Origin of the sequence: Bacillus sp. DB-2, from assembly GCF_003315125.1 — a bacterium.
In the GTDB taxonomy this organism is placed as follows: domain Bacteria; phylum Bacillota; class Bacilli; order Bacillales; family Bacillaceae_G; genus Bacillus_A; species Bacillus_A mycoides.
In genome coordinates, this window is sequence record NZ_QNRN01000028.1 from 1 (window position 1) to 25,128 (window position 25,128).

The 25,128-nt window shown below is 37.1% G+C and carries 20 protein-coding genes and 2 pseudogenes; 13 read left to right on the forward strand and 9 right to left on the reverse strand.

Going from position 1 to position 25,128, the window contains the following annotated elements; all coding sequences use genetic code 11:
- Positions 1 to 139: 139 nt before the first annotated feature.
- Genes DET63_RS29230 through DET63_RS29240 form a run of 3 tightly spaced genes read right to left on the reverse strand, consistent with a single transcriptional unit; the run spans position 140 to position 4,541 of the window.
- Positions 140 to 2,368 (reverse strand): transglutaminase TgpA family protein, encoded by a 2,229-nt coding sequence (locus tag DET63_RS29230; RefSeq protein WP_113938585.1) that lies wholly within the window; start codon positions 2,366 to 2,368, stop codon positions 140 to 142.
- Positions 2,365 to 3,579, reverse strand: coding sequence for a DUF58 domain-containing protein (locus tag DET63_RS29235; RefSeq protein ID WP_113938599.1), 1,215 nt, complete (start codon positions 3,577 to 3,579; stop codon positions 2,365 to 2,367). The genes DET63_RS29230 and DET63_RS29235 overlap by 4 nt, the downstream gene beginning before the upstream one ends.
- Positions 3,579 to 4,541, reverse strand: a complete 963-nt coding sequence (locus DET63_RS29240; RefSeq protein WP_113938586.1) for an AAA family ATPase — start codon at positions 4,539 to 4,541, stop codon at positions 3,579 to 3,581. Before DET63_RS29240 ends, DET63_RS29235 begins: the two co-directional genes overlap by 1 nt.
- 710 nt (positions 4,542 to 5,251) lie before the next feature.
- Between DET63_RS29240 and DET63_RS29245 the strand changes: the two genes are divergently transcribed.
- The 4 genes from DET63_RS29245 to narI are packed head-to-tail and all read left to right on the forward strand — an operon-like array spanning position 5,252 to position 11,657.
- Positions 5,252 to 8,935 (forward strand): nitrate reductase subunit alpha, encoded by a 3,684-nt coding sequence (locus DET63_RS29245; protein WP_113938587.1) that lies wholly within the window; start codon positions 5,252 to 5,254, stop codon positions 8,933 to 8,935.
- Entirely contained in the window at positions 8,925 to 10,400 is a 1,476-nt protein-coding gene (gene narH, locus DET63_RS29250) for a nitrate reductase subunit beta (protein ID WP_113938588.1), read from the forward strand. Before DET63_RS29245 ends, narH begins: the two co-directional genes overlap by 11 nt.
- A gap of 19 nt (positions 10,401 to 10,419) precedes the next feature.
- On the forward strand, positions 10,420 to 10,950 hold the full coding sequence (gene narJ, locus DET63_RS29255) for a nitrate reductase molybdenum cofactor assembly chaperone (RefSeq protein ID WP_113938589.1): 531 nt from the start codon (positions 10,420 to 10,422) through the stop codon (positions 10,948 to 10,950).
- 17 nt (positions 10,951 to 10,967) lie between these two features.
- On the forward strand, positions 10,968 to 11,657 hold the full coding sequence (narI, locus tag DET63_RS29260; protein WP_113938590.1) for a respiratory nitrate reductase subunit gamma: 690 nt from the start codon (positions 10,968 to 10,970) through the stop codon (positions 11,655 to 11,657).
- A 150-nt stretch (positions 11,658 to 11,807) separates the two neighbouring features.
- Here the strand turns inward: narI and DET63_RS29265 are convergent, their stop codons facing one another.
- Positions 11,808 to 12,500, reverse strand: coding sequence for a Crp/Fnr family transcriptional regulator (locus DET63_RS29265; RefSeq protein WP_113938591.1), 693 nt, complete (start codon positions 12,498 to 12,500; stop codon positions 11,808 to 11,810).
- A 432-nt stretch (positions 12,501 to 12,932) separates the two neighbouring features.
- Here DET63_RS29265 and moaA point away from each other — a divergent pair, with 432 nt between their 5' ends.
- The 7 genes from moaA (at position 12,933) to DET63_RS29300 (ending at position 18,772) form a co-directional block, all read left to right on the forward strand.
- Positions 12,933 to 13,946, forward strand: a complete 1,014-nt coding sequence (gene moaA / locus DET63_RS29270) for a GTP 3',8-cyclase MoaA (protein ID WP_113938592.1) — start codon at positions 12,933 to 12,935, stop codon at positions 13,944 to 13,946.
- A gap of 17 nt (positions 13,947 to 13,963) precedes the next feature.
- Positions 13,964 to 14,977, forward strand: a complete 1,014-nt coding sequence (locus DET63_RS29275; protein WP_113938593.1) for a molybdopterin-synthase adenylyltransferase MoeB — start codon at positions 13,964 to 13,966, stop codon at positions 14,975 to 14,977.
- A 43-nt stretch (positions 14,978 to 15,020) separates the two neighbouring features.
- Complete coding sequence (locus DET63_RS29280) at positions 15,021 to 16,310, forward strand: molybdopterin molybdotransferase MoeA (RefSeq protein ID WP_113938594.1); 1,290 nt, start codon at positions 15,021 to 15,023, stop codon at positions 16,308 to 16,310.
- A 44-nt stretch (positions 16,311 to 16,354) separates the two neighbouring features.
- Complete coding sequence (locus DET63_RS29285; protein WP_002127097.1) at positions 16,355 to 16,825, forward strand: molybdenum cofactor biosynthesis protein MoaE; 471 nt, start codon at positions 16,355 to 16,357, stop codon at positions 16,823 to 16,825.
- Positions 16,822 to 17,055 carry a molybdopterin converting factor subunit 1 gene (moaD, locus tag DET63_RS29290; protein ID WP_002127098.1) on the forward strand — a complete coding sequence of 78 codons (234 nt, stop codon included), beginning with the start codon at positions 16,822 to 16,824 and terminating at the stop codon, positions 17,053 to 17,055. The genes DET63_RS29285 and moaD overlap by 4 nt, the downstream gene beginning before the upstream one ends.
- Positions 17,056 to 17,135: 80 nt before the next feature.
- On the forward strand, positions 17,136 to 18,305 hold the full coding sequence (gene narK / locus DET63_RS29295) for a nitrate transporter NarK (RefSeq protein WP_002031603.1): 1,170 nt from the start codon (positions 17,136 to 17,138) through the stop codon (positions 18,303 to 18,305).
- A 269-nt stretch (positions 18,306 to 18,574) separates the two neighbouring features.
- Positions 18,575 to 18,772, forward strand: a complete 198-nt coding sequence (locus tag DET63_RS29300; RefSeq protein WP_016094164.1) for a PspC domain-containing protein — start codon at positions 18,575 to 18,577, stop codon at positions 18,770 to 18,772.
- A gap of 216 nt (positions 18,773 to 18,988) precedes the next feature.
- On the opposite strand, the gene DET63_RS29305 is transcribed toward DET63_RS29300, so the two are convergent.
- The 5 genes from DET63_RS29305 to nirB are packed head-to-tail and all read right to left on the reverse strand — an operon-like array spanning position 18,989 to position 24,383.
- On the reverse strand, positions 18,989 to 19,462 hold the full coding sequence (locus DET63_RS29305; protein ID WP_113938595.1) for a precorrin-2 dehydrogenase: 474 nt from the start codon (positions 19,460 to 19,462) through the stop codon (positions 18,989 to 18,991).
- Positions 19,455 to 20,165, reverse strand: a complete 711-nt coding sequence (locus DET63_RS29310) for a sirohydrochlorin chelatase (protein ID WP_113938596.1) — start codon at positions 20,163 to 20,165, stop codon at positions 19,455 to 19,457. The genes DET63_RS29305 and DET63_RS29310 overlap by 8 nt, the downstream gene beginning before the upstream one ends.
- The gene (locus DET63_RS29315; protein ID WP_113938597.1) at positions 20,162 to 21,586 is read right to left on the reverse strand and encodes a uroporphyrin-III C-methyltransferase; all 1,425 of its coding nucleotides are present in this window, start codon (positions 21,584 to 21,586) and stop codon (positions 20,162 to 20,164) included. Before DET63_RS29315 ends, DET63_RS29310 begins: the two co-directional genes overlap by 4 nt.
- Before the next feature lie 58 nt (positions 21,587 to 21,644).
- Entirely contained in the window at positions 21,645 to 21,962 is a 318-nt protein-coding gene (nirD, locus tag DET63_RS29320) for a nitrite reductase small subunit NirD (protein WP_061689857.1), read from the reverse strand.
- Positions 21,963 to 21,977: 15 nt separating this feature from the next.
- Entirely contained in the window at positions 21,978 to 24,383 is a 2,406-nt protein-coding gene (gene nirB, locus DET63_RS29325; protein ID WP_113938598.1) for an NADPH-nitrite reductase large subunit, read from the reverse strand.
- 339 nt (positions 24,384 to 24,722) lie between these two features.
- On the opposite strand from nirB, the pseudogene DET63_RS30880 reads away from it, so the two are divergent.
- Positions 24,723 to 24,812, forward strand: a pseudogene (locus DET63_RS30880) (transposase); the annotation flags it as partial.
- A gap of 71 nt (positions 24,813 to 24,883) precedes the next feature.
- Positions 24,884 to 25,128: pseudogene (locus DET63_RS29340) on the forward strand (RNA-guided endonuclease TnpB family protein); the annotation flags it as partial.

Genomic DNA, 25,128 nt, shown 5'->3' on the forward strand with positions numbered 1-25,128 from the left:
ATTCAAGAAAAATTAAACCACCTATCCCCTAAAGAATTTAGGGAACAGATGGTTTAGGTGTTTTGATAGGTGTCCCGTTTTCGGGGTTCACTTCAAAGTAGCTCTTTGAGGTGTTTTCTTTAAACTCACATTATCAAGATTAAATCACTCTATCGTAGTCGTTTGATTTAGGCAGAGAAGCTGCTTTTTTCATAAGCACTTCCCATAAGTGTACGGATGTCTTCCATTCGGCTGCGGCCTGTTCCTTTTGATACATAGCGTTCTCATAACTGAAAGTAAGTTGTTGCATATCGGCCGAATTGTAAAGTGTATCGATGTGGAGAGCGTATTCTCGGAATGTTTGACTTTCACCCCGTGGTATGCCGATTCTCGCAAATTGTTTTAAAAGTGCACCGTAAGCTTTTTGATAAACAGCATCATCTTTTCGGTATTTATAGAAAAGAATAATAAAAAATGTAATCCATTTCATTCTAGTGGTGAAGAGAATGTATCCGATGATACTAATCGGCATCGTAGAGAGGAATACGTACCACCAAGAAAACCCATTTTTAGGATTTGTGATCTTTTTAGTAGAGGCTTCTTCTGTATTTTCTATTAAATTTTTGAGCTTTGCTTCATTGTTCCGTTGGTGTATTGGCTCGTTATTAGAATTATTTACTTCGTTATTTTGTGAAGTAGAAGCAGGAGTATTATTTGTGAAATTATAGGGATTGGTAAATCCTTTTGTTGGTTCGAATGGAATCCATCCGTATCCTGGGAAATATACTTCGACCCAAGAGTGTGCGTTATTGTTTTCGATTTTATAAACATTCTCACCTTCTGTACTAGCAAGTGTATTCTCAAGAGTTCCTTCTGTATAGCCTTTTACCCATCGAGCGGGAATCCCGGCAGAACGAAGTAAGACGATCATAGAAGTCGAAAAATTATTACAGTATCCGCTTTTTGTATCGAAAAGGAATTGATCTACATAATCTTGGTTTTTGGCAGGAAATAAGACATTCATTGTTTCGTATACAAAAGAGTTGTCTGTGAAGTAATTTTCAATAGCTAATACTTTATCATATCGGTTGCCTTTATCATTTGTAAGATTAACAGCCAAGTCTTTTACTCGCTGCGGTAATGATTCGGGAAGTTGTGTGTACTTTGTCATGAAATAAGGACTTGTTTCATGACCTTCATTCGTTTTTACAGATTTCAAATTTTCTATGGAAAACTCCGGAATCTCATATGTTACTTTATACGAGTTTAAAGTAGTAGAAGAGTCTCCGTGCATCGTATAGATTTTTTCTGAAAATGGGTCAACACTGTATGATACATCAGAAGAAGCCTCAACTGATACTAATCCTGCTGGATAGGTAAGGTGAGGATAACTTTTTTGCATGGTGATTGTTGCTTCGGTTGTCTCCGTTTTTGTATTTTGTTCGTACCAACTCACGACGTCGTTTTTATTTTTAAAAGAAACCTTTTTCGGGTTTTCAGAAACCTCCCAGCCTTTTCCTGTATAAAAATCTTTTGTTTCTACTCTCCAATATTGTTTGTTTTGCGTTTGTGCTGTAAAAATAATTGTATTATCCTGCTTAAAAGGACCGCCTAATTGCGAGTCATCTAGACCATATCCAATTTTAGAAACTTCTTGTTCTTTACTTGCTTCAGATGTGTTGAATTTTAAAAAATCCATTGGGTTTGGCCATTGAGGGCCAAATTTTGGAGCAAAGTATGCGATGGTTGCTGACAATACAATAAATATTGTAAGAGGTCTAAGTAATTTTGAGATTACTCTAGCATAATTTTGTAAGTGTTCAATCTCTTTTATTCGTTCTATTTGAAGAAGACTAAGCATAAAAAAGCCGATGACAACAGTACGAATAATAGCGTAGTTTGCATTGTATAAATGTAAGTTATGAAAAGTTGTGATATAAATAATAGTCAATACAAGAAATAACAACCCACGTTTTTTATGAATAACCCAAAAAGAGCTGAAAGAACTCAAAAACCAAAATGATAGAAAAAATAATAATGTTGGAAAAACTGGAGAAATATCTAGCAAATTCCCTTGAAATAACAGGGAGGAATTTCGAGAAATATCAGAAAAAAATTTCGTTAGCCAAGATGGATTTATAAAAGCATTTTTATAATACAGGAAATGAATGATGAATAAAATCGTGACGATCTTTATTGGAATCTGCCACCTTGTTTGAAAAAAAGAGAGAGTGAAGCAAATTCCTATAAATATTACAAAAATATCTAATCTACCTACGTTTGTAATACCTATAAGGGGCCTTAGCCATTCTAGTAAAAGTAGAAATGCGCATGCATGCATGAAAAATCTAGTCATATCCAATTGTTTTTTTGCCTGTAATGTTATCATTTGCTCACCTCAAAAAACACGTTTGTATACTGGTTTCCATAAACCACATTTACAAATATTTGTCGTTTTTGTAGAGTTTCTAGAATACTGAGTTCTCGATGTGAGAGCTGGTTTGCTTTTTCTTTCACGACAAACACCATTAATTTTCTGTTTTTTATAGCAGCAAAGTTAGCCGCCTTTTGAATATCGGGAGAAAGATCGCTTGTCACGAGTATAATCGTTACGGGCTCATAAATTTTTCTTAATTCCATTTCTACACTCCGGGAGAGCGGGAATACACTGTCTGCTTGTACTTTTGCTAAATGAAAAAAGATTTGTTGCAACTGAGTATCTCCATTGTTTAAAGGGAAAATAGTTTGTTCTTTTCCGACAGACACGAATGATGCTGGTGAATTTTGCTTCAAGACAGCCCTCACAATAGAGGCAGTAAACGTTACGACTGATTCGAATAGAGGGGACTCAGTTCTGTCCATAAATATCATAATATTATGGCTGCGCTGTTGTTCAAATTCTTTCGTCATAATGTTGTTTGTTCGTGCAGTTGCTTTCCAATCAATCCATGAAAAGCGATCACCAGGCTTATATTCTCTGACACCGACAGAGATTGTAGAGTCCTTTACTAAATTTATATTTGCTGAAAGCGCTCCTTGTTCGAAATGATTTTCCAATTGTCGATACGTTATATCTACATACTGGGGATAGACTAAAAATGTATCTGGAACTGAAAAAGTTACTTCTTTCTCCATCATACCGAATAGATCACCAGTTTTGACACGTACGCTTGAAAAAGTGTGCTCTCCTCTAGGGATTGTGTCAATAACATATTGAAACGAAATATTCCGTTTGAATCCTGGAAAGAGTATTACCTTATTCACCTTCGTTTGTATACAACTTGTAAATTGTGATGGTAGTTCATCTTCTATAACTAAATAAAGTAAGGGAAAAGGAAATTTTCTTTTTATTGTAATAGTGCTTAAAAGTTGTTCTCCTGCTGCATATTCATTTTGGTTTGTTATTCGTTTTACTTCAGCGTCTCGTAAAGCGTAGAAGGGAAATAGTAGTGAATAAAGACCAATAGGAATCGTACTGTAAAACAAAAACCAACTTACAAATCCTCCTTGAAGCATAGCGTACACAAATGTTAAGACTAGGCATAAAGGTATTAGCAATAACTTCGTAACGTGATATAGCGCCCGTAGTAGTCGTTTTATCAAAGGTTTTTCGTCCTTTGAGTCGGCACGGTAGTTCGTGCAACGATTTTGGCGATAACTTGTTCTCCTGTTATTCCTTCAAATCTTGCTTCCATTTTTAGAATGAGTCTGTGAGCTAAAACGTAAGGAGCTAAAAATTTAACATCGTCTGGAATAACATAATTTCTGCCATGGATGAATGCATAAGCTTGTGAAGCTTTCATTAAAGCGATTGAGCCGCGTGGACTTGCACCTAGCTGTATAGAACTATAAGAACGCGTCTGAGTAACAAGTTTTACAATGTAATGCTTGATTGCTTTGTCCATGCTTACTTCCCGTACGCTTTGTTGTAAATAAAGTAATTCTTTTATTGTAGTAATAGCTTGTAAATGAGAGAGTGGATTTGTTTTTTCCATCCGGTTTAAAATTTCAAATTCTTCTTCTGGTGTAGGATATCCCATTCTTAGCTTCAACAAGAAACGATCGAGCTGAGCTTCTGGTAAAGGATATGTTCCCTCATATTCGACCGGATTTTGTGTAGCCATTACAAAGAAAGGTTTTGGTAACGATCTTGTAATGCCATCTATTGTGATAGTGCCTTCTTCCATACTTTCAAGTAAGGCAGATTGTGTCTTTGGAGATGTACGATTAATTTCATCAGCAAGTACAAAATTCCCCATAATCGGTCCAGGCTTGAACTCAAATTGGAGTTCTTTTGGATTATAAATAGAAACACCTGTTACATCTGACGGCAGTAAATCAGGTGTGAATTGAATACGCTTGTAATCAGCATCAATTGATTTAGAAAGGGCACGTACTAGCATTGTTTTCCCGACACCGGGAACATCTTCTAATAGTACATGACCTTCAGCTAAGAGAGCTGTCAAAGCTAAGAGCGTTTCTTGTCGTTTTCCGACCATTAATTTTTCAATATTGGTGATTATTTTTTCTACTATGGGATGTAATGAATCAAGCTGGGGCATCGTAATCCTCCTAATTTTATTATCTTTTCTAATTCATTTTTATGTTAAAGAAAAGGAGTTCCTTCATTTTAATGCAGTATAATAGTAATCTAAGAGGTAAGTAGGAATGGTTTATATAAGTTCATATTGAGAACTTATATAAATAGGAAAAACTTAAATGTTAAAAAATCATGGTGATATACTTTATAATTTCTATGTCCCAAAAGGGAATCCTACTCGTAATTTTATGAATATTCAGATTATACACGCGGATAACATCTAGTATAATTGTTTCCGTAATTAAGGGCAATACAGTAAATAATGATTTGTAGTTTTATCCCTCTATTTGCGGGCTCATTAAAGTTTCACTTTATATAAAATATGTCTTGATAATAGTATCGTTGCAGAAAAGTAAATTCCTTATAGCATTATTGAAGTAGTATCGAAACTCTTTTTAATATATTTATATAAAAACGTAGGAATTTCTCCTGCGTTTTTTCTTATGCAAAAAAAGGTGAATCCTCCAAATACTATTCTCCTAATAAGCCCACCGCTGACCGAAATCTTCACAACAAAACAAAGTAATCTTTACTTATAAATGTTTCCCCTTAAACCGATTTCCAAATGAATTTATGACAATCTCTTGAACTGTGCGAAATGTCACATCTGTATTTTACAACCTCTTTTATAGTAAGGGTATGTAAGAGAGACGTACTAAAGGAGTGAACAGTATGAAGAAGAAACCTTCAGCACTAATGAGACGTTTAAAATATTTTTCACCAATAGATCGTTATAACGATAATCATACACAAGAAACATATGAAGATCGTGAATGGGAAAATGTGTACAGAAAGCGTTGGCAGCATGATAAAGTAATTCGTTCTACACATGGCGTGAACTGTACTGGTTCTTGTAGTTGGAACATTTATGTGAAAGATGGAATTGTAACATGGGAAGGGCAGGAGCTTAACTATCCGACTACAGGTCCTGATATGCCTGATTTTGAACCAAGAGGATGTCCGCGTGGAGCGAGCTTTTCTTGGTACATTTATAGTCCGCTTCGTGTGAAATATCCATATGTACGTGGTGTGCTTTGGGAAATGTGGCAAGAAGAACTACAAAATAACGAGTCACCATTAGATGCTTGGAAAAGCATTGTGGAAAACCCTGAAAAGGCACGTAAGTATAAGCAGGCGCGTGGTAAAGGGGGATTCATTCGTGCGAATTGGGATGAAGTATTACAACTTGTTTCAGCTTCTTTACTTTATACAGTAATTAAATACGGTCCAGACCGCAATGTTGGTTTTTCGCCAATTCCAGCTATGTCGATGTTAAGTCACGCTGCAGGTAGCCGTTTCATGCAACTTATGGGTGGACCGATGCTTAGCTTTTATGATTGGTATGCTGATTTACCACCAGCTTCTCCGCAAATTTGGGGTGATCAAACTGATGTACCAGAAAGTAGTGACTGGTATAACTCTGGTTACATTATGACATGGGGTTCAAACGTACCGATGACGAGAACGCCAGATGCTCACTTTTTAGCAGAGGTTCGATATAAAGGAACGAAAGTCGTTTCTGTAAGTCCTGACTTTGCCGAGTCTACAAAGTTTGCAGATGATTGGATTAGTGTGAAACAAGGTACAGATGGTGCACTTGCGATGGCAATGGGGCATGTGATCTTACAAGAATTTTACGTAGATAATCAAGTGGAATACTTCACAAAGTATGCGAAGCAATATACTGATTTTCCTTTCTTTGTCACATTGAAACAAAAAGGAGATCAATTCGTCGCTGATCGTTTCTTAAATGCTACTGATATTGGACGTGAAACAAAGTTAGGAGAATGGAAGCCTGTTCTTTGGAACGATAACACGAAAGATTTTGCAACACCTCACGGCACAATGGGATCACGTTGGGATAATGAGAAGAAATGGAACTTGCGTTTAGAAGATGAACAGACAGGTGAAACAATTGATCCACGTCTTTCTTTACTTGGAATGGAAGATAGTGTTGAAACAGTGCAAATTCCGTACTTCTCTGATGATGGAAATACAATATTAGAACGTACAATTCCAGTGAAAAAAGTTATGACAGAAGAAGGCGAAGTGTTCGTTACAACTGTATATGACTTAACGTTAGCAAATTACGGTGTGAACCGAGGTCTTGGTGGGCAAGAACCGAAAGATTTCAATGATGATGTACCGTTTACACCTGCATGGCAAGAGAAAATGACTGGAGTAAAACGAGAGCTTATTATTCAAATTGCTCGTGAGTTCGCGCAAAATGCAGTTGATACGAATGGCCGCTCGATGATTATTATGGGAGCTGGTATTAACCATTGGTTTAACTCTGATACGATTTATCGCGCAGTTTTAAATCTTGTTCTTCTCGTTGGGGCACAAGGTGTAAACGGCGGCGGTTGGGCACATTATGTTGGTCAAGAAAAATTACGACCAGCAGAAGGATGGCAAACAATCGCGATGGCGAAAGATTGGCAGGGGCCACCGAAATTACAAAACGGTACATCTTTCTTCTATTTCGTAACAGATCAATGGCGCTATGAAGATACACCTGTTGGACATTTAGCATCACCAGTTGAGGGCAACTCTCGTTATCAACATCACGGTGATTACAATGTATTAGCAGCACGACTTGGCTGGTTACCTTCTTATCCAACATTCGAGAAGAATGGAATTGAATTATATAAAGAAGCTGTTGCTGCTGGTGCAACAACACAAGAAGAAATCGGAAAATACGTTGCACAAAAACTAAAAGAAAAAGAACTGAAATTTGCAATTGAAGATCCAGATAATAAAAACAACTTCCCGCGTAACTTATTCGTATGGCGTGCAAACTTAATTTCAAGTTCCGGTAAAGGACACGAATATTTCTTAAAACATTTATTAGGTACAACAAACGGATTAATGAATGACGATAGTGACTCATTACGACCAGAAGAAATTAAGTGGCATGAAGATGCACCTGAAGGGAAGTTAGATTTACTCATTAATTTAGATTTCCGTATGGCTGGAACGGCGCTTTATTCTGATATCGTCTTACCTGCTTCAACTTGGTATGAAAAGCATGATTTAAGCAGTACGGATATGCATCCATTTGTGCATCCATTTAATCCAGCAATCGGTTCACCGTGGGAAGCACGCTCTGACTGGGATATTTTCACCGCTCTTTCTAAAGCTGTGTCAGATTTAGCGAAGAAAATCGATCTTGAACCAATGAAAGAGGTCGTTGCAACACCACTTCTTCACGATACACCGCAAGAATTAGCGCAACCACTTGGCAAGATTAAAGACTGGAGCAAAGGTGAGTGTGAACCGATCCCAGGTAAAACAATGCCGCAAATTCATGTTGTCGAAAGGGATTATAAAACGATTTATGACAAGATGACAGCGCTTGGACCAAATACCGGAAAACAACCGATTGGTACGAAAGGGATTTCTTGGTCGGCAGAAAAAGAATATGAGCAATTAAAGAGTCGATTAGGAGTTGTTCGAACGGATTCTATTGCGAAGGGGTGCCCAGACATAAAAGAAGCAATTAATGCTGCTGAGGCGGTATTAACACTTTCTTCTACAACAAACGGTCATATGGCGGTAAAAGCATGGGAAGCGCTTGAAAAACAAACCGATTTAAAACTACGTGACTTAGCAGAAGAACGTGAAGAAGAATGCTTCACATTTGAACAAATTACAGCGCAGCCTAAAACAGTAATTACTTCTCCGGCCTTTACTGGTTCTGAAAAAGGTGGACGCCGTTACTCACCATTTACAACAAATGTTGAACGTCTCATCCCTTGGAGAACGATAACTGGTCGACAATCTTTCTACTTAGATCACGACATGATGAAAGAATTTGGCGAAACGATGGCAACATTTAAACCAATACTGCAACATAAACCGTTCCGTAAATCACGACCTGAAGTAGAAGGGAAAGAGATTACACTAAACTATTTAACACCGCATAATAAGTGGTCGATTCATAGTATGTACTTCGATTCATTACCGATGTTAACGTTGTTTAGAGGTGGTCCAACTGTTTGGATGAACAAAGATGACGCGAATGAAGCTGGTGTTGCTGATAACGATTGGATTGAATGCTTTAACCGTAACGGAGTTGTCGTAGCGCGTGCTGTTGTAACGCACCGTATACCGAGAGGAATGGCATTTATGCACCATGCGCAAGATCGTCACATTAACGTGCCTGGTACGAAATTAACAAGCACCCGCGGGGGAACGCATAATAGTCCAACCCGTATTCATGTTAAACCAACACATATGATTGGTGGATATGGCCAATTAAGCTATGGATTTAACTACTATGGTCCGACGGGGAACCAGCGTGACTTAAATGTCGTAATCCGTAAACTGAAGGAGGTAGATTGGCTTGAAGATTAAAGCACAAGTCGGAATGGTAATGAACCTAGATAAATGCATCGGCTGCCATACTTGTAGCGTAACATGCAAAAACACCTGGACAAATCGTCCAGGTGCTGAATATATGTACTTCAATAACGTAGAAACGAAACCAGGCATTGGATATCCGAAACAATGGGAAGATCAAGAGAAATATAAAGGCGGCTGGGAATTGAAAAATGGTGAAATTCAGCTGAAATCCGGTTCGAAAATGAAACGCCTTATGAATATTTTCCACAACCCAGATCAACCAACAATCGATGATTACTTTGAACCTTGGAATTATGATTATGAAACATTAACAAATAGCCCGCAGCGTAAGCATCAACCAGTTGCTCGTCCGAAATCAGCAATTACGGGTGAATTTATCGACAAAATTGAATGGGGTCCAAACTGGGAAGATGATTTAGCAGGCGGACATATAACAGGGTTACAAGATCCGAACGTCAAGAAAATGGAAGAAGGAATTAAAACGGATTTTGAAAATGTCTTTATGATGTATTTACCACGTATTTGCGAACATTGTATGAATCCATCTTGCGTATCTTCTTGTCCATCGGGTGCGATGTATAAACGTGAAGAAGATGGGATTGTTCTTGTGGATCAAAATGCATGTCGTGCTTGGAGGTTCTGCGTATCTTCTTGTCCATATAAAAAAGTGTATTTTAACTGGCAAACAAATAAAGCTGAAAAATGTACAATGTGTTTCCCACGTATTGAAGCTGGTATGCCAACAATTTGTTCGGAAACTTGTGTAGGACGTATTCGATATATTGGGGTAATGCTATATGACGCTGACAAAGTGAAAGAAGCAGCTTCTGTTGAAAATGAAAAAGATTTATATGAATCTCAGCTTACTGTTTTCCTAGATCCAAATGATCCAGAAGTAGCAGCTGAAGCGAAAAAACAAGGGATTCCTGAAGAATGGATTAAAGCGGCACAAGAGTCACCAATCTATAAAATGATTATCGATTGGAAAATCGCTCTACCTCTTCATCCAGAGTATCGTACAATGCCAATGGTTTGGTATATCCCGCCGCTTAGCCCAATTATGAACATGGTGGAGGGGAAAGGTAGTAACTGGCAAGCAGAAGAGGTTTTCCCTGCTATTGATAATATGCGTATTCCAATTCAATATTTAGCGAATTTACTCACTGCAGGAGATGAATCCTATATTCGTCTAACATTGAAAAAAATGGCTGTTATGCGAACGCATATGAGAGCTTTGCAAATTAATAAAGAACCAAATGAAGCAGTATTAAAAGAAATTGGTTTAACGAAACAGGATGTAGAAGATATGTATCGTCTTCTTGCTATTGCGAAATATAAAGATCGCTTTGTTATCCCGACGTCTCACCGCGAACAAGTTGCAGATTTATATAGCGAGCAAGGAAGTTGTGGTTTATCTTTCGCAGGTGGGCCAGGCTCTTGTACGACAATTTCTTAAAAAAAGGGGGTAGAAAACTATGAAACAAAGTTTACAAACAGCTTTTTCTTGTTCTTCTTTTCTTCTCTCCTATCCTGAACTAGGTTGGAGGGAAGCTTTACTAGAATTACAGGAAGAGATTCAAGAAATTGAACAGGAAGAAATCAGAGCATCACTTACAACATTTATAAAAGAAGCGCTAAATAAAACAGACAATCAACTTATTGATTCTTACGTCTATACATTCGACTTTGGAAAGAAGACAAATATGTATCTTACCTACATGAAAACAGGTGAACAAAGAGAGCGTGGAATTGAATTATTAGAGTTAAAACAGCATTATCAAAAATCTGGTTTTGAAGTAACAGATAAAGAACTGCCTGATTATTTACCGCTTCTACTTGAGTTTCTTGCAAACGCGAATGAAAAAGATAGCGAACCAATTATGAGTAAATACACGGAAAATATACAAGCGTTGCACGGGCAATTAAAAGAAGCAAACTGTATGTATGAACCAATTCTCGCCGCTGTTCTACTCGCTATCAATACATGGGGTGTACAGGCAAATTAGAAAGGAGAGTTGTCAAAATGATGGATCAATTTCTATGGGTATTGTTTCCCTATATCATTTTTGCAATCTTTATCGGTGGACATATTTTCAGATACAACTATGATCAATTTGGATGGACGTCAAAATCTAGTGAACTATTAGAAAAGAAAATGCTCCGAATCGGAAGTCTATTATTCCACTTTGGGATCATGTTCGTCATTGGTGGTCATGTTATGGGGATTTTAATTCCAGAGTCTGTATACCGTTCAATAGGTATTTCTGAGCATATGTATCATGTAGTAGCAATTAGTTTCGGGCTTCCGGCAGGTGTTGCTTCTATCATCGGTTTAATTATATTAACGTACCGCCGTGTAACAGTAAAACGCATCATTGCAACGAGTACAAAGGGAGATTATATTGCGCTTATTTTATTATTAATCGTAATGCTAGCGGGACTTTCTTCAACCTTTTTAAATATCGACTCAAAGGGGTTTGATTATCGTACAACAATCGGTCCGTGGTTCCGAAGTCTCTTTATTTTCCAACCGAAAGTTGAATATATGATGGAAGTACCAGTATGGTTTAAAATTCATATAATTGCAGGTATGGGTCTATTCGCAGTATGGCCATTTACTAGACTTGTCCATGTATTTAGTGCCCCAATTAAATACTTAAGCCGTAGTTATGTGATTTACAGAAGACGTATTCCTAATGAATTGAAAAAATAATGCCCCTGTAAACGGATAAGAACTAGCGGCTAAAATGAAGCGAGGCCTAATATGGAAGGTCTCGTCTTTGTTTATATAGAGGGATGACCGTGTACGTGAAAATTAATAAGTAGCTTAATATGAAAAAAAGAGTAGCATCTAAATACGATGCTACTCTATGCTACAAACAGAGGCAGAACAATCTTCACAAGCAATTTCATATTTTAAAAATTGTAAATCATGGATTGTAATCTTTCCTTTATGAATAGAAATCGTATCTTTTTTTTTCAAATCATTTAACATTCGATTTACACTTTCACGCGAAGTTGCACAAAAGTTTGCAAGTTCTTGATTCGTTAATGGTAAATCGATGAGAATCCCATTTTCTTTTAACACACCATAACTATTTGTCATTCGAATGAGAGTAGAATATAGGGCACCTTTTTTGCCGTGTAATACTAAATCACGGAACTTCGTTTGCATTCTTCTTAAATGTTCACTAATCCATTTCATAAATTCAAATACAAGAGCGGGTTTTTGGAGTAATGCTTTTTCTAAGGCTTCACGCTTTATAACGCCTACTTCAACATCTTCAAGGCATTTTGAATTTAATAAATACTTTGCATTGTCCGTGAACAATGTTAGTTCTCCAATAATGTCATATTGCGAACAAATACGGAGTGTTAATTCTTGCCCGTCAGCACTTAGTTTACTAATTTGTACTTTTCCTGAGTGGATGATATAGAGATCTGTTGCTTCCATACCTTCTTGGAAAATAAAACTTCCTTTTTTTATCTGCATTTTATATTCAACAGATGCAAGTAATTCCTTTAAATCTTGAGATAATGTCATACTGTTTGCCACAGCGATCACCTTTCTTCTCATAAAGTGAAACTTTAATCAGTGGGGGATTTTGTTCATTCCCCACTGATTATTAGTTGAACCAATCGGGCTTTTAAGGGCAGTTGATCCCACATCTAACTTCTTTGTCCCAGCCGAATTTTGAGGTGGGGGTCTTACTGCCTGTTAATGCGGGATAAGCAATACATTTCCTATTTTGAGTGTAAGTATGCTGAAAATGCAAGAGCTATTTCAAAATTGTTGTAAAATTTCAATGACCGTAAGGAGTAGGGACTGAAGATGTGAACAAAATGCGAACAGATTTGTGAAGAATTTTTGAATGGGGAAAGTAATGTGAGAAAAGTCACATTGAATATGTAGCTTCTTTTTTATAATGAAGGCAAATAAAAAATTTGAAAGCTTACTAATGATTGCAGTAGAAAAGAAGGGATATAGATGCACGAGAAGATGAGGGATTCGTTAAAGCGGCCACTTCAAGATTTACGTATTTCAGTTATTGATCGTTGTAATTTTAGGTGCACATACTGTATGCCAGCTGAAGTGTTCGGACCTGATTATGCTTTTTTACAGGAAGAGTTTTTATTAACATTCGATGAAATAGAAAGATTAGCTAGATTATTTATAAGTATTGGAGTCAATAAAATTAGACTTACTGGCGGTGAACCTTTATTGCGTAAAGATTTACCGAAGTTAATTGCAAGGCTTGCAAAGCTAGAAGGCTTAAAGGATATTGGACTCACAACAAACGGTATTCATTTAGCAAAACAGGCAAGGGCATTAAAAGAAGCGGGATTAAAACGTGTAAACATTAGTTTAGATGCGATAGAAGATCATGTCTTCCGAAAAATTAATGGACGAAATGTAAGTACAAAACCTGTATTGAAAGGAATTGAAGCAGCAAAAGCAGCTGGATTAGAAGTAAAAGTAAATATGGTCGTAAAAAAAGGGATGAATGATAGTCAAATTCTTCTTATGGCTCGTTATTTTAAAGAACAAGAAATTCAGCTTCGTTTTATGGAATTTATGGATGTGGGCAGTACGAACGGATGGAACTTTGAACAAGTTATTACGAAGGAACAATTAATAGAGAAAATTAATCGTGTATATCCGATTGAGCCTGTTAAATCTCGTTACTTTGGAGAAGTTGCGAAATTGTATCGATATGTAGGGAGCGATGCAGAAGTTGGATTTATTACTTCTGTTTCTGAATCTTTTTGTTCCTCTTGTACGAGAGCTCGTATTTCGGCAGACGGAAAGTTTTTTACATGCCTATTTGGAACGAAAGGAACGGATTTGCGAACGCTTCTTCGAGAAAATATTTCTGATGCATCACTATTAAAAATTCTACAACATATATGGGAATTTAGAAAAGATCGGTATTCAGATGAAAGAACAGCTGAAAGTGCAAATAAACGTCCAAAAGTTGAAATGTCTTACATTGGTGGATAGCGAAAGGAGGATTCCCTATGCAAGAGCGTTATTCTAGGCAAGTATTGTTTTCTGGAATTGGTGAAATGGGACAAAGAAAAATAAGAGAAAAGCATGTGCTCCTAATCGGTGCGGGTGCACTAGGAGCTGCAAATGCGGAAGCGCTCGTTAGGATGGGGATTGGGAAATTGACAATTGCTGACCGTGACTACGTCGAATGGAGTAATTTACAGCGGCAACAGTTATATACAGAAGAAGATGCGCAGCAGTGTAAACCAAAAGCAATTGCAGCGGCAGAACATTTAAGAAAGATTAATTCTGAAGTCGAAATTGTACCAGTTGTAACGGATGTTACAATGCAAGAAATGGAAGAGTTAGTAAAAGAAGTGGATCTCATTTTAGATGCGACTGATAATTTCGATACGCGCCTACTTATAAATGACATGTCACAAAAAGAAAATATACCTTGGATATATGGTGGATGTATTGGGAGTTACGGTGTAACGTATACAATTCTTCCGGGGGAAACACCATGTTTTCGCTGCCTAATGGATCATCCTATGGGTGGTGCAACATGCGATACAGCAGGAATTATTCAGCCAGCTGTACAAATGGTAGTTGCTCACCAAGTAACAGAAGCGATGAAAATATTGGTGGACGATTATAAGGCGTTGCGAGGAACAATGTTATCATTTGATATTTGGAACAATCAATGTATCTCATTAAAAGTAAACAGGCAGAAAAAAAGTACATGTCCATCTTGTGGGAAATCACGAACGTATCCAAGTTTAACATTTGAAGCACAAATAAAAATAGAAGTGCTATGCGGAAGGAATACGGTTCAAATCCGTCCAGGGATAAAGCGAGTTCTTAATTTAGAAGAAATTCAAAAGCGCTTACAAAAAAGCAGGAGTGTCAAAGAAACTCCATATTTACTATCGTTTCTAGTAGATGAATATCGTGTTGTTTTATTTACAGACGGCAGAGCGTTTATTCATGGGACTAATGATATGAAAATGGCAAAACGATTATACGCAAAATATATAGGATGAACAGAAAGAGAGTTTATCCTTATCAAAACGAGGCGAAAAAAGAATGCTAGAAAAACGTAAACCAATTCCAGTAGCAGAAGCAGTTGCACGCATAATGGAGTATGCTCATCAAGGTGAAATAGAAAAGGTTTCTCTTATAGACAGCTACGGTAGAATGCTTGGAGAAGATGTTATTGCAGATCATGATGTCCCGCATTTCGATCGCTCTCCGTACGACGGATTTGCGATTCGAGCGGAAGATACAAAAGAAGCAAATAGCAGTAACCCGATTCAGTTTGAAGTGATTGGTGAGATCGGGGCAGGTTCTGTTTTTAGAGAAGAGGTGAAAGCATTTCAAGCTGTACGTATTATGACAGGAGCTGCAATTCCAGCAGGATGTAATGCGGTTGTTATGTTAGAGCTAACGGAAGGATTTGAAGAAAAAGAAAAGACTTATATGAAATTAAAACGCTCTTTCGCTGCTGGTGATAACATTTCTTTTAAAGGAGAAGATGTAAAACAAAATGCCATACTTGTGAAAAAAGGGACTTCTATTAAACCTGGAGTAGCAGCGCTTCTTGCTACGTTTGGTTATAATTCCGTACATGTTGTAAAACAGCCGGTTATTGGAATTGTAGCGACAGGAAGTGAACTTTTAGAAGTACATGAACAGCTTAAACCGGGGAAGATTCGAAATAGTAACTCCTATATGATTGCTGCTCAAGTTGAACGAGCGGGCGGAATTGTGCGGTATTATGGACAGTTCGTTGATGATTTAGAGACGTGTTATAACACTGTAAAAAAAGCGATGAAAGAAGTCGATATTTTAATTACAACTGGTGGCGTTTCGGTAGGAGACTATGACTATTTACCTGCTATTTATGAGAGATTACGAGCTAATGTACTTTTCAACAAAATAGCGATGCGACCAGGAAGTGTGACAACTGTAGCTGAGCTAGAAGGAAAACTATTATTTGGTCTATCTGGTAATCCTTCAGCTTGTTATGTCGGATGTGAATTATATGTTCGGCCAGTCATTGGAACATATTTGCATAAAAAAGATCCGCACGTATATCGAGCAGAAGCAATTTTACAGAAAGACTTTCCAAAAGCAAACCCATTTACTCGTTTTGTAAGAGGGAGAGTGAAGATTGTAGATGGCCAATTGCAAGCTACACCAGTTGGTTTAGATAAATCTAGTGCAATTTCTTCACTTGCAGAGGCGAATGCATTTATCGTTCTGCCGGGAGGAACGAGAGGATTTGAAGCAGGAATAATTGTTTCGGTATTATTATTGGAATCGAACATAGGAAGTGAGTGGCCGTGGAAAGAACCACTTCGATCATACAAGTAATAGAAAAATAGATTGCTAACTTATACAAAGGTAAGAGGTGCAAAATGACACATACGTATTATGAAGTAATTGATACACCTATTTCAATTGAAGAAGTTACAAACAAAGTAATTCGGTGTGAGTGTGGTGCGGTTACTACTTTCATTGGTACCGTCAGAGAATTTACGAAAGGACGTCGTACGCTATATTTAGAGTATGTAGCATATAAAACAATGGCGGAAAAACAGCTTGAGAAAATTGGTAATGAAGTAGAAGAGAAGTGGCCTGGGACATATGTAGCAATTACACATCGCATTGGTACATTGGAAATTTCTGATTTTGCTGTTGTTGTCGCCGTTTCAACACCACACCGGAAAGCAGCCTATGAGGCGAACGAATATATTATGGAGCGTATAAAACAAATTGTTCCGATTTGGAAGAAAGAGTTTTGGGAAGATGGTGAGTCATGGATAGGTGATCAGTTAGAGAAAATAGCATATGCAAATGGTGAGCCTGAAAGGGAGATGAGAACATGATTGAAGTACTATTATTTGCACATTTGCAAGAAGAAGCAAGTAAGCCGGCCTTGTACATAGATTGTGAAAATATTACGGTTGCTGAACTAAAGGAAGTTCTCATTAAGAAATACAGCGTAGCGATTTCAAACGAGATAATGGTCGCCGTAAATGAAGAGTATGCAAATGAGGATGACATTATTCAAACTGGCGATGTAGTAGCAATGATTCCGCCAGTAAGTGGTGGTTGATTCTTTTCAGCCTAATCATGTTAGGACGTGATTAGGCTGGAGAGAATGAATATAACTATGCATACATAGGAGGGAACAGGATGAAAAGTCCTAATTTTCAATTAAGTTTACAAACTTCTAATCTAGTTATCGGTTTTATGGTATGGGTTATCTTATCATCATTAATGCCATATATTAAAGCGGATATTCCATTAACTGCGGGACAAATTTCTATGGTCACAGCAGTACCGGTTATTTTAGGTTCTATTCTTCGCATTCCAATTGGTTATTGGACAAATCGTTACGGAGCAAGGAAATTGTTCTTTATTAGTTTTATACTTTTATTATTCCCTGTCTTTTACATTAGTGTTGCCAATTCTATGATGGATTTAATTATTGGTGGATTATTTGTAGGGATTGGTGGTGCTGTATTCTCTGTAGGAGTAACTTCTCTACCGAAATACTTCCCGAAAGAGAGTCACGGTTTTGTAAATGGTATTTACGGTGTGGGTAACGCTGGAACAGCAATTACTTCATTTTTAGCACCTGTAATTGCGACATCAGTTGGCTGGAGAACAACCGTACAGTGTTATTTAGTTTTACTTGCAGCATTTGCACTTATGAACTTTTTATTAGGCGATCGTAAGGAAAAAAAGGTGAATACACCATTAATGGAACAAATAAAAGGTGTATATAAAAATGAAAAACTTTGGTTTCTATGTATCTTTTACTTTTTAACATTTGGATCATTTGTTGCATTTACAGTATATTTACCAAACTTTTTAGTATCTCACTTCGGATTAGAGAAAGTAGATGCAGGCATGCGGACAGCTGGATTCATCGTATTAGCAACAATGATGCGCCCAATTGGTGGCTGGCTCGGGGATAAGTTTAATCCATTTAAAATATTAATCTTCGTATTTATCGGCTTAACACTATCTGGTATTGTTTTATCATTTATGCCCAGTATGAACGTGTATACGTTTGGTTGCTTACTAGTTGCATTCTGTGCAGGTATTGGAAATGGAACAATCTTTAAACTTGTTCCAATGTACTTCTCTGAGCAAGCAGGGATTGTAAATGGGGTTGTGTCAGCTTTAGGTGGATTAGGAGGGTTCTTCCCACCATTAATTTTAACGTTACTATTCCAACTAACAGGTCATTATGCAATTGGATTTATGGCGTTATCAGAAGTCGCTCTTGCTTGTTTAATCATTACAGTATGGATGTATAGCCAAGAGAAGCTGTTAGTGATGTTAAAGAATCATTAATAAGGAAAAAGAACCGTCCCAAAATATTATGGGATGGTTCTTTTAGTAATAGGCTTCAACATGTTTTATTGCTATCTTAACAAAAGCTTGTTTTCTAAAAAAATATGGTTTGAAAATGAAAAATAGAAGGTTTATGGGATTTTATGTTAATATATAGATGTCAGATGTTATTCAATTAAAGGGTAGGTTAGTAAAAAGAATTTTAAATCTCTTCCAAAGATTAAACTAATTTTTAGCATACAAATATTTAATTGGATCGGGGTGTTTAGATGAAAAAATTATATAAGTCTACTCAAGATAAACAAGTATCAGGTGTATTAGGTGGCTTAAGCGATAAGTATGGAATTGATGTTAGTATCCTTCGAATAGTAACTGCATTATCAGCCTTTTTTACTAGCGGATTAACAGTGTTAATTTATATAATAGCTGCAATTGTTTTGCCTACAGATAAAGAAATTAAGGGATAAATGTATGAACTTAAATCTAATTCCACAATCGAGAACTTTAAAGGAACGATTAGATAAAGGCACTCCGCCTCTTACATGTCTAGGGTACTTGAAAAGGACTTCCATTGACGTTAGTCATAGAGATAGGAGTGTCAATTATTTGTTTAATAATAAAAAGAACAAACGTCTCTAAAAAACGTTTGTCCGAAGTAAATTCATAGTTAGATAAGAGCTAGATTACGATTTATGTGTACGAGAAAGCCTTTTTATAAGTTTAGGAAGGACAGAAGTTAATTCTTGCTTCATCCGCTTCGTAAACGATGGATCCTTACCGGAAGTTGAAATCGTTACAATATATTCATCATTTCGGATGACACCAGGTGTGTGAAAGGATGATGCTGTGCCATCACTTACAACGTTAACCCATTGTAACTCATGTGCGGCTTGTTTGACCATCATATTGACATCATGTTGATTTGTAGCTGCATAAATAAGGTGAGCATCTTTAATATCATCATTAGTAAAAGTTTTTTGCTTCCAAGTAATATAAGGAAGTTCCTTCATTTCCTCGCAAATCTCTGGGCTGATAACGGTGACAAAAGCGCCTGTATCTTTTAATCCAGACGCTTTCCGATATGCGATTTTACCACCACCAACTATAACAACTACTTTTTTATCTAAATTAAACATAAGAGGGCACATGTTATACATACACACATTCATCCATTCGTTCTAATAATGTTAACTTCATATATGTATCAAACTGAAGACAGTTGCAAGTCGTAACGTGATCATATTTTTTTGTATGCAACTTAATTTTTTGAAGCAACAATCCAGTAAAGAGAAGATACGGCATGACATATACATGGGACGCAGTCGATGTTATAGTCTTGAGCTCAGCGGTAAAAGAGGGAGTTCCTTTCGTTAAAAAGGAACAACATACTGGCATACCGAGTTTTTGTTCGACAACTGCTCCGATGTGTTGTAACTCATGTATCGGCTGTGGATCACTACTACCTCGTCCTACGAGTAAAACGCTACTACCTTGCATTGGCATAGTTTCACGTATTCTTTTCACTACAAGTTCCACCATATGTGGATGCGTACTAAAAGGTGGTGCAACTGAAAATGTTATATGTGGATATTTCTTTTGTAGTTGCTCTATTTCAAAAGGAATATCACGTTTATAGTGAGCTGCCGCAAATAATAAAACAGGTACAATCATTATTTCAGTTGCCCCCTGTATTATTGCTTCTGTAACCGCATCCTGAATGGTAGGAGTTGTTAGTTCAAGAAAAGCTATTTTTTGAATTCTTTCGTTACGTTCTTTCATAACAGATTGAATAAAGTGAATGAATTGTTCGTTACCTTCTTGTAGTCGGCTACCGTGTCCAACATATACAATTCCTTTCATCGTACCACCATGTCTTTCTTCATAATAATATCTTGTAATTGATGATCTACGTTATGAAACCCGACTTTATTTGCATAGTGTAAAGTTGGAACGTCGGTATACGAGAATGGAAGAGTAAGAATATCGATAAAGCCAAGTCGTTTTATTTCTGATAAAAATGTATCAATTGAGGCATGCCCTTCAAACACAATGCTATCCCATGAGAATTCAGAAAGCATACGAGAATGGACTTCATCGAAACGATGATCAATTGTATACTCATGAGTCATCATATAGGAGCCAGCACCAATTTTTTCTTGAATAAAAGCAATTCGATTAATATTTCTGCCTAAATAAGCAGTTGTATCGGAAGAGAACTCTGCTTGTTTACTTAGTAGCCCATATTGCATAAGTTTTTCTTGAGTGGCAACGTTCATATACTGCAGTTTCGCCTGTAAGGAACGAATATCTTTCTGGTGTTTACTACATGATCGCATCAAGATTTCTACACTTTCATCTGAACAAAATACAAGGCGATCAACGTTAAAAATTTCATTGATTTGTTCAGATGTTAATGTGTATTCTTCCCTTTTGAAAGTTGGAATTTGATATGTTTCTGCACCGCATTCTTGTAACTTTTGCTTCATGAAACTGGTTTTATTTGTTGCGGATGCAAATAAAACTTTTTTACCATGCAATGGTTTACGTTCTTTCCAAGCGATTTGATCCCGTAAGGAAACGACATCACCAACAATTGTCATGGAAGGGTTAGAAATATTTTCGTTTTTGACGATAGGAACAATGGTTGAAAGTGTTCCTGTGACAACGCGTTGCTTTCCAGTTGTACCCCACTCAATGACTGCTACGGGTGTATTTTCTTGTTTTCCTGCTTGTAGTAAGTTTTCACAAATTGTAGGTAAGTTTTTTATACCCATGTAGTAGGCAATTGTGTCGCTATTGTGGGATGAGTTATATTTTCCATGATCGGTTAAAGGACCTTTCGAATGTCCAGTTAGTAAAGTTACACTATTACTATAGTCACGGTGGGTGAGGGGGATACCTGCATAACTACTAGCGGCGATGCTAGCTGTAATACCTGGCACAATCTCGTATGGAATGTCCGCTGCTGCTAAAGTTTCTGCTTCTTCACCAACACGGCCAAAAATAGATGGATCTCCGCCCTTTAAGCGGACAACGATTTTTCCTTCTTTCGCAAATTGAAGGAGGTGGGCGTTAATCATTTCTTGACGCATAGTATGATTCTTTGGCATTTTACCGCAATAAATAAGTTCACAAGTTGGCTTTGTATAGCTAAGAAAGTTAGGGTTCAATAAGCGGTCATATAAGACAATATCTGCACGTTTTAAGCAATTTATCGCTTTCTTTGTAATAAGCCCTTCATCACCTGGTCCTGCACCAACTAAATATACATATCCGTTCATAATCGCACCTCATCATTTTTTATTTAAAAGGAAGCCAGAGGAGGCTTCCTTTCGTAAATTACATGTTTATATAAATGTCACCATCAATAACCTCTACTTCGTACGTTTGGATACAGCCGTCATCAGGTTTTTGGACTTCACCTGTTAGTAATGAAATTTTCCAATCATGTAGTGGGCAAAAGACGAATTCCCCAGATACAATTCCTTCCGCTAACGGTCCATTTTTATGAGGGCACCGATTTTCTACAGCTCGAATATCACCATTTGAAAGGCGGAATAGGGCGATAGACATACCTTTCATTTGTACCTCTTTACCAATTTGAATAGGAAGGTCTTCCGCACGCATAACTTTTATTTTTTCTTTCGTTTGTATCATATAGATCACAGCTCCTTATTTCACAGTTTCTACTTCATACATCGCTTTTAAAGACTTCGTTTCTAGTGCTTGTCCCCAAGCTTCCGTATATGTGCTACGAGCTGTTTGGAAACGTTCATTTAGCGTAGTAACCATACTTGCATCTTGTAGTATTTCTTTTATGTGATCGAAGCCTAAACGTTCTGTCCAGTAGGCAGTACGCTCTCCGTAAATACCAGTTTCACGATAATACTGCATGTAAGCTGTAGCGATGCGAAGAACATCGTCTTCAGTAGGGACGATCATTACAAAATCAGCTTCACGTACTTCCGTACCACCATTTCCGCCGATATATAGTTGATATCCATTTTCGACACAAACAACGCCAAAATCTTTCGTCAGTACTTCCGCACAGTTACGTGGACAACCCGTTACACCCATCTTCATTTTATGAGGTGTATCTACCATTTCTAATGATTGTTCAAGTAGCATACCAAGTCCTAATGAATCTTTCGTACCGAATCGGCAGAAGCGAGAACCAACACATGATTTTACATTACGAAGTGATTTTGAGTACGCATATCCAGAAGTCATATTTAAGTCAGCCCATACGTTAGGTAAATCTTGTTTCTTAACACCATATAAGCCGATTCGGCTCGCACCTGTAATTTTTACGAGAGGAATGTCATATTTTTTTGCGACTCCAGCAATTTTCATTAAATCATCTGCGGTTGTAACGCCTCCGTACATACGTGGAATAACAGAAAATGTACCATCATGCTGGATGTTACCATTCATTCTTTCATTAACGTAACGGGATGATTTATCATCTGCATATTCTTCCGGAATCGCCATACGTAAATAGTAATTTAAAGCAGGACGACATTTTGAACAGCCGTCTTCATGGGCAAAACCAAGAACATTTCGTACTTCTTTTGGCGATTTTAAACCTTTCTCGTGAATGGCCGCTACGACTTCATCACGTGATAAAGTTGTACATCCACACATACCGGCAGATTGTGCTGAGGCATCAAAAGCATCTCCAAGTGTATGAGATAAAATTTGTTCAACAAGAGGACGACATTTACCACAAGATCCTGCGGCTTTCGTACATCCTTTTACTTCATCAAAAGTTGTTAAGTCTTGTTCTAAAATGGCATGAACAATTGCACCTTTTGTAACACCGTTACAACCGCACACAGTGTCATCGGCACTCATTGTAGCAACGTTAAGTTCACTTTCCTCACCAGCTTTGTGAAGAAGGGAAGCGGCTGTATATTCTTGTATATCTTCTTCTTTCTTTAACATGCTAAAGAGGCGTGTACCATCAGTTGCATCACCATATAAAACGATACCGACGACTTTATTGTCACGAATTAATACTTTTTTATAGGAACGTTTACATTCATCAAAGATTGAAATTGCTTTCGTTTGATCATCTTCATAAATTTGACCAGCAGAGAATAAATCACAACCTGCAACTTTTAATTGCGTACCGACGATGCTGCCCGCATATCCATTAGTTTGTAAATTCGTTATATGTTTTGCTAATATTACGCCTTGTTCATAAAGAGGGGCAACAAGTCCATATGCGATACCGCCATGTTCCGCACATTCTCCAACAGCATAAATGGATTCATCATTTGTTTGCATATAGTCGTTGACTACAATGCCGCGATTTACAAGTAAACTAGCATCTTTTGCTAAATGGGTATTCGGGCGTATTCCAACAGCCATCACGATTAAATCACAATTTACAATTTCACCATCTTCAAACTGAATACCCTCAACATGATTTGTACCAAGTATCTTTACAGTTTTCTTTTCCATTAGAAACTTCATGCCTTGCGCTTCTAAATCTTCACGCAATAGGGAAGCTGCTTTCGTATCTAGTTGTTGCTCCATTAAGCTAGGCATTAAATGAACAACATGTACGTCCATTCCTAAGTCAATAAGACCTCTTGCGGCTTCTAAACCGAGTAATCCACCACCAATGACAACGGCCTTTTTCTTTTCTTTAGCGGTATCCATCATAAATTGTGTATCTTCAATTGTTCGAAATCCTGTTACACCAGGAAGGGTGGAACCTTCAACTGGTAAAATAAAAGCACTAGAACCTGTTGCGATAATGAGTTTGTCGTATGTAAGAGTACGATTTTTTTCTGTGACAATGACCTTTTCCTCGCGGTTAATACTTTGAACTCTCTCGTTTGTATATAAAGTTATTTCGTTTTCTTTGTACCAACTATGTTCGTTCATAATGATATCTTGCATATTTGTTTTGCCTTGTAGAACATGAGAGAGCATAATGCGATTGTAGTTTGGATGTGGTTCATCTCCAAAAATAGTAATCTCATATGAATCACTATCATGTTTTAATATTTCTTCCATACAGCGTATGCCAGCCATACCATTTCCGATCATAACTAAACGTTTTTTCATTTTCGTTTCCCCTTTTTATGTGAAATGTTGAACAAAGGATTATATTTCTATTATAGAAAATTAAAAAAGAGGGAGATGTGATATTTATCACATTTTTATCCCTTTCGGCAAGAAGACTCCATCTAATTTGTGTTACGGGTGAAACCCAACAATTCAGGTGGAGATGAATTGCTATCATTCAATAGACCAAACACTTTTGTTTGGTTCATAATAATTTTTTGAGGGCGAATATTTATTTCTTTTTGTCTTGCGATATAATCTGTCGTAGATAAGGAGGGAATATATCGTAAGATAACGAAATTGGATAATAATCATCATTCGGTTACTTGAGCTAAATGTAATTACGATGAAGAACATGTTCACATTTTGTTCCGTTGCGTTCCAAATATTGATTTGTCAAAAGTAATTAACAGTTACAAAATTATTTCTTTCCTAAGATAAAACACTATCTTAGAAAAGAAATAATTTTAATGGACTCTCTAAGAAAGGTGGTGAAAACAATGGCTAGAAAGAAAGCAGTGAAAGTATTACGTAAACAAAAGAAAAGAGAAACCATGCAACGATTCACGCAGAAACAGAATATCGGACGAGCTTGTCTCACAGCTAAAGAATTTCGCTTACTGCAACGCATGTCACATAGTTCTAAAGCATTGCGAAATGTTGGATTATACACAATTAAACAAAGTTACTTGAATAATAACAAGATGGCTACTGTAAAAGAAGTGGACACTGCCATGCAAGCCGA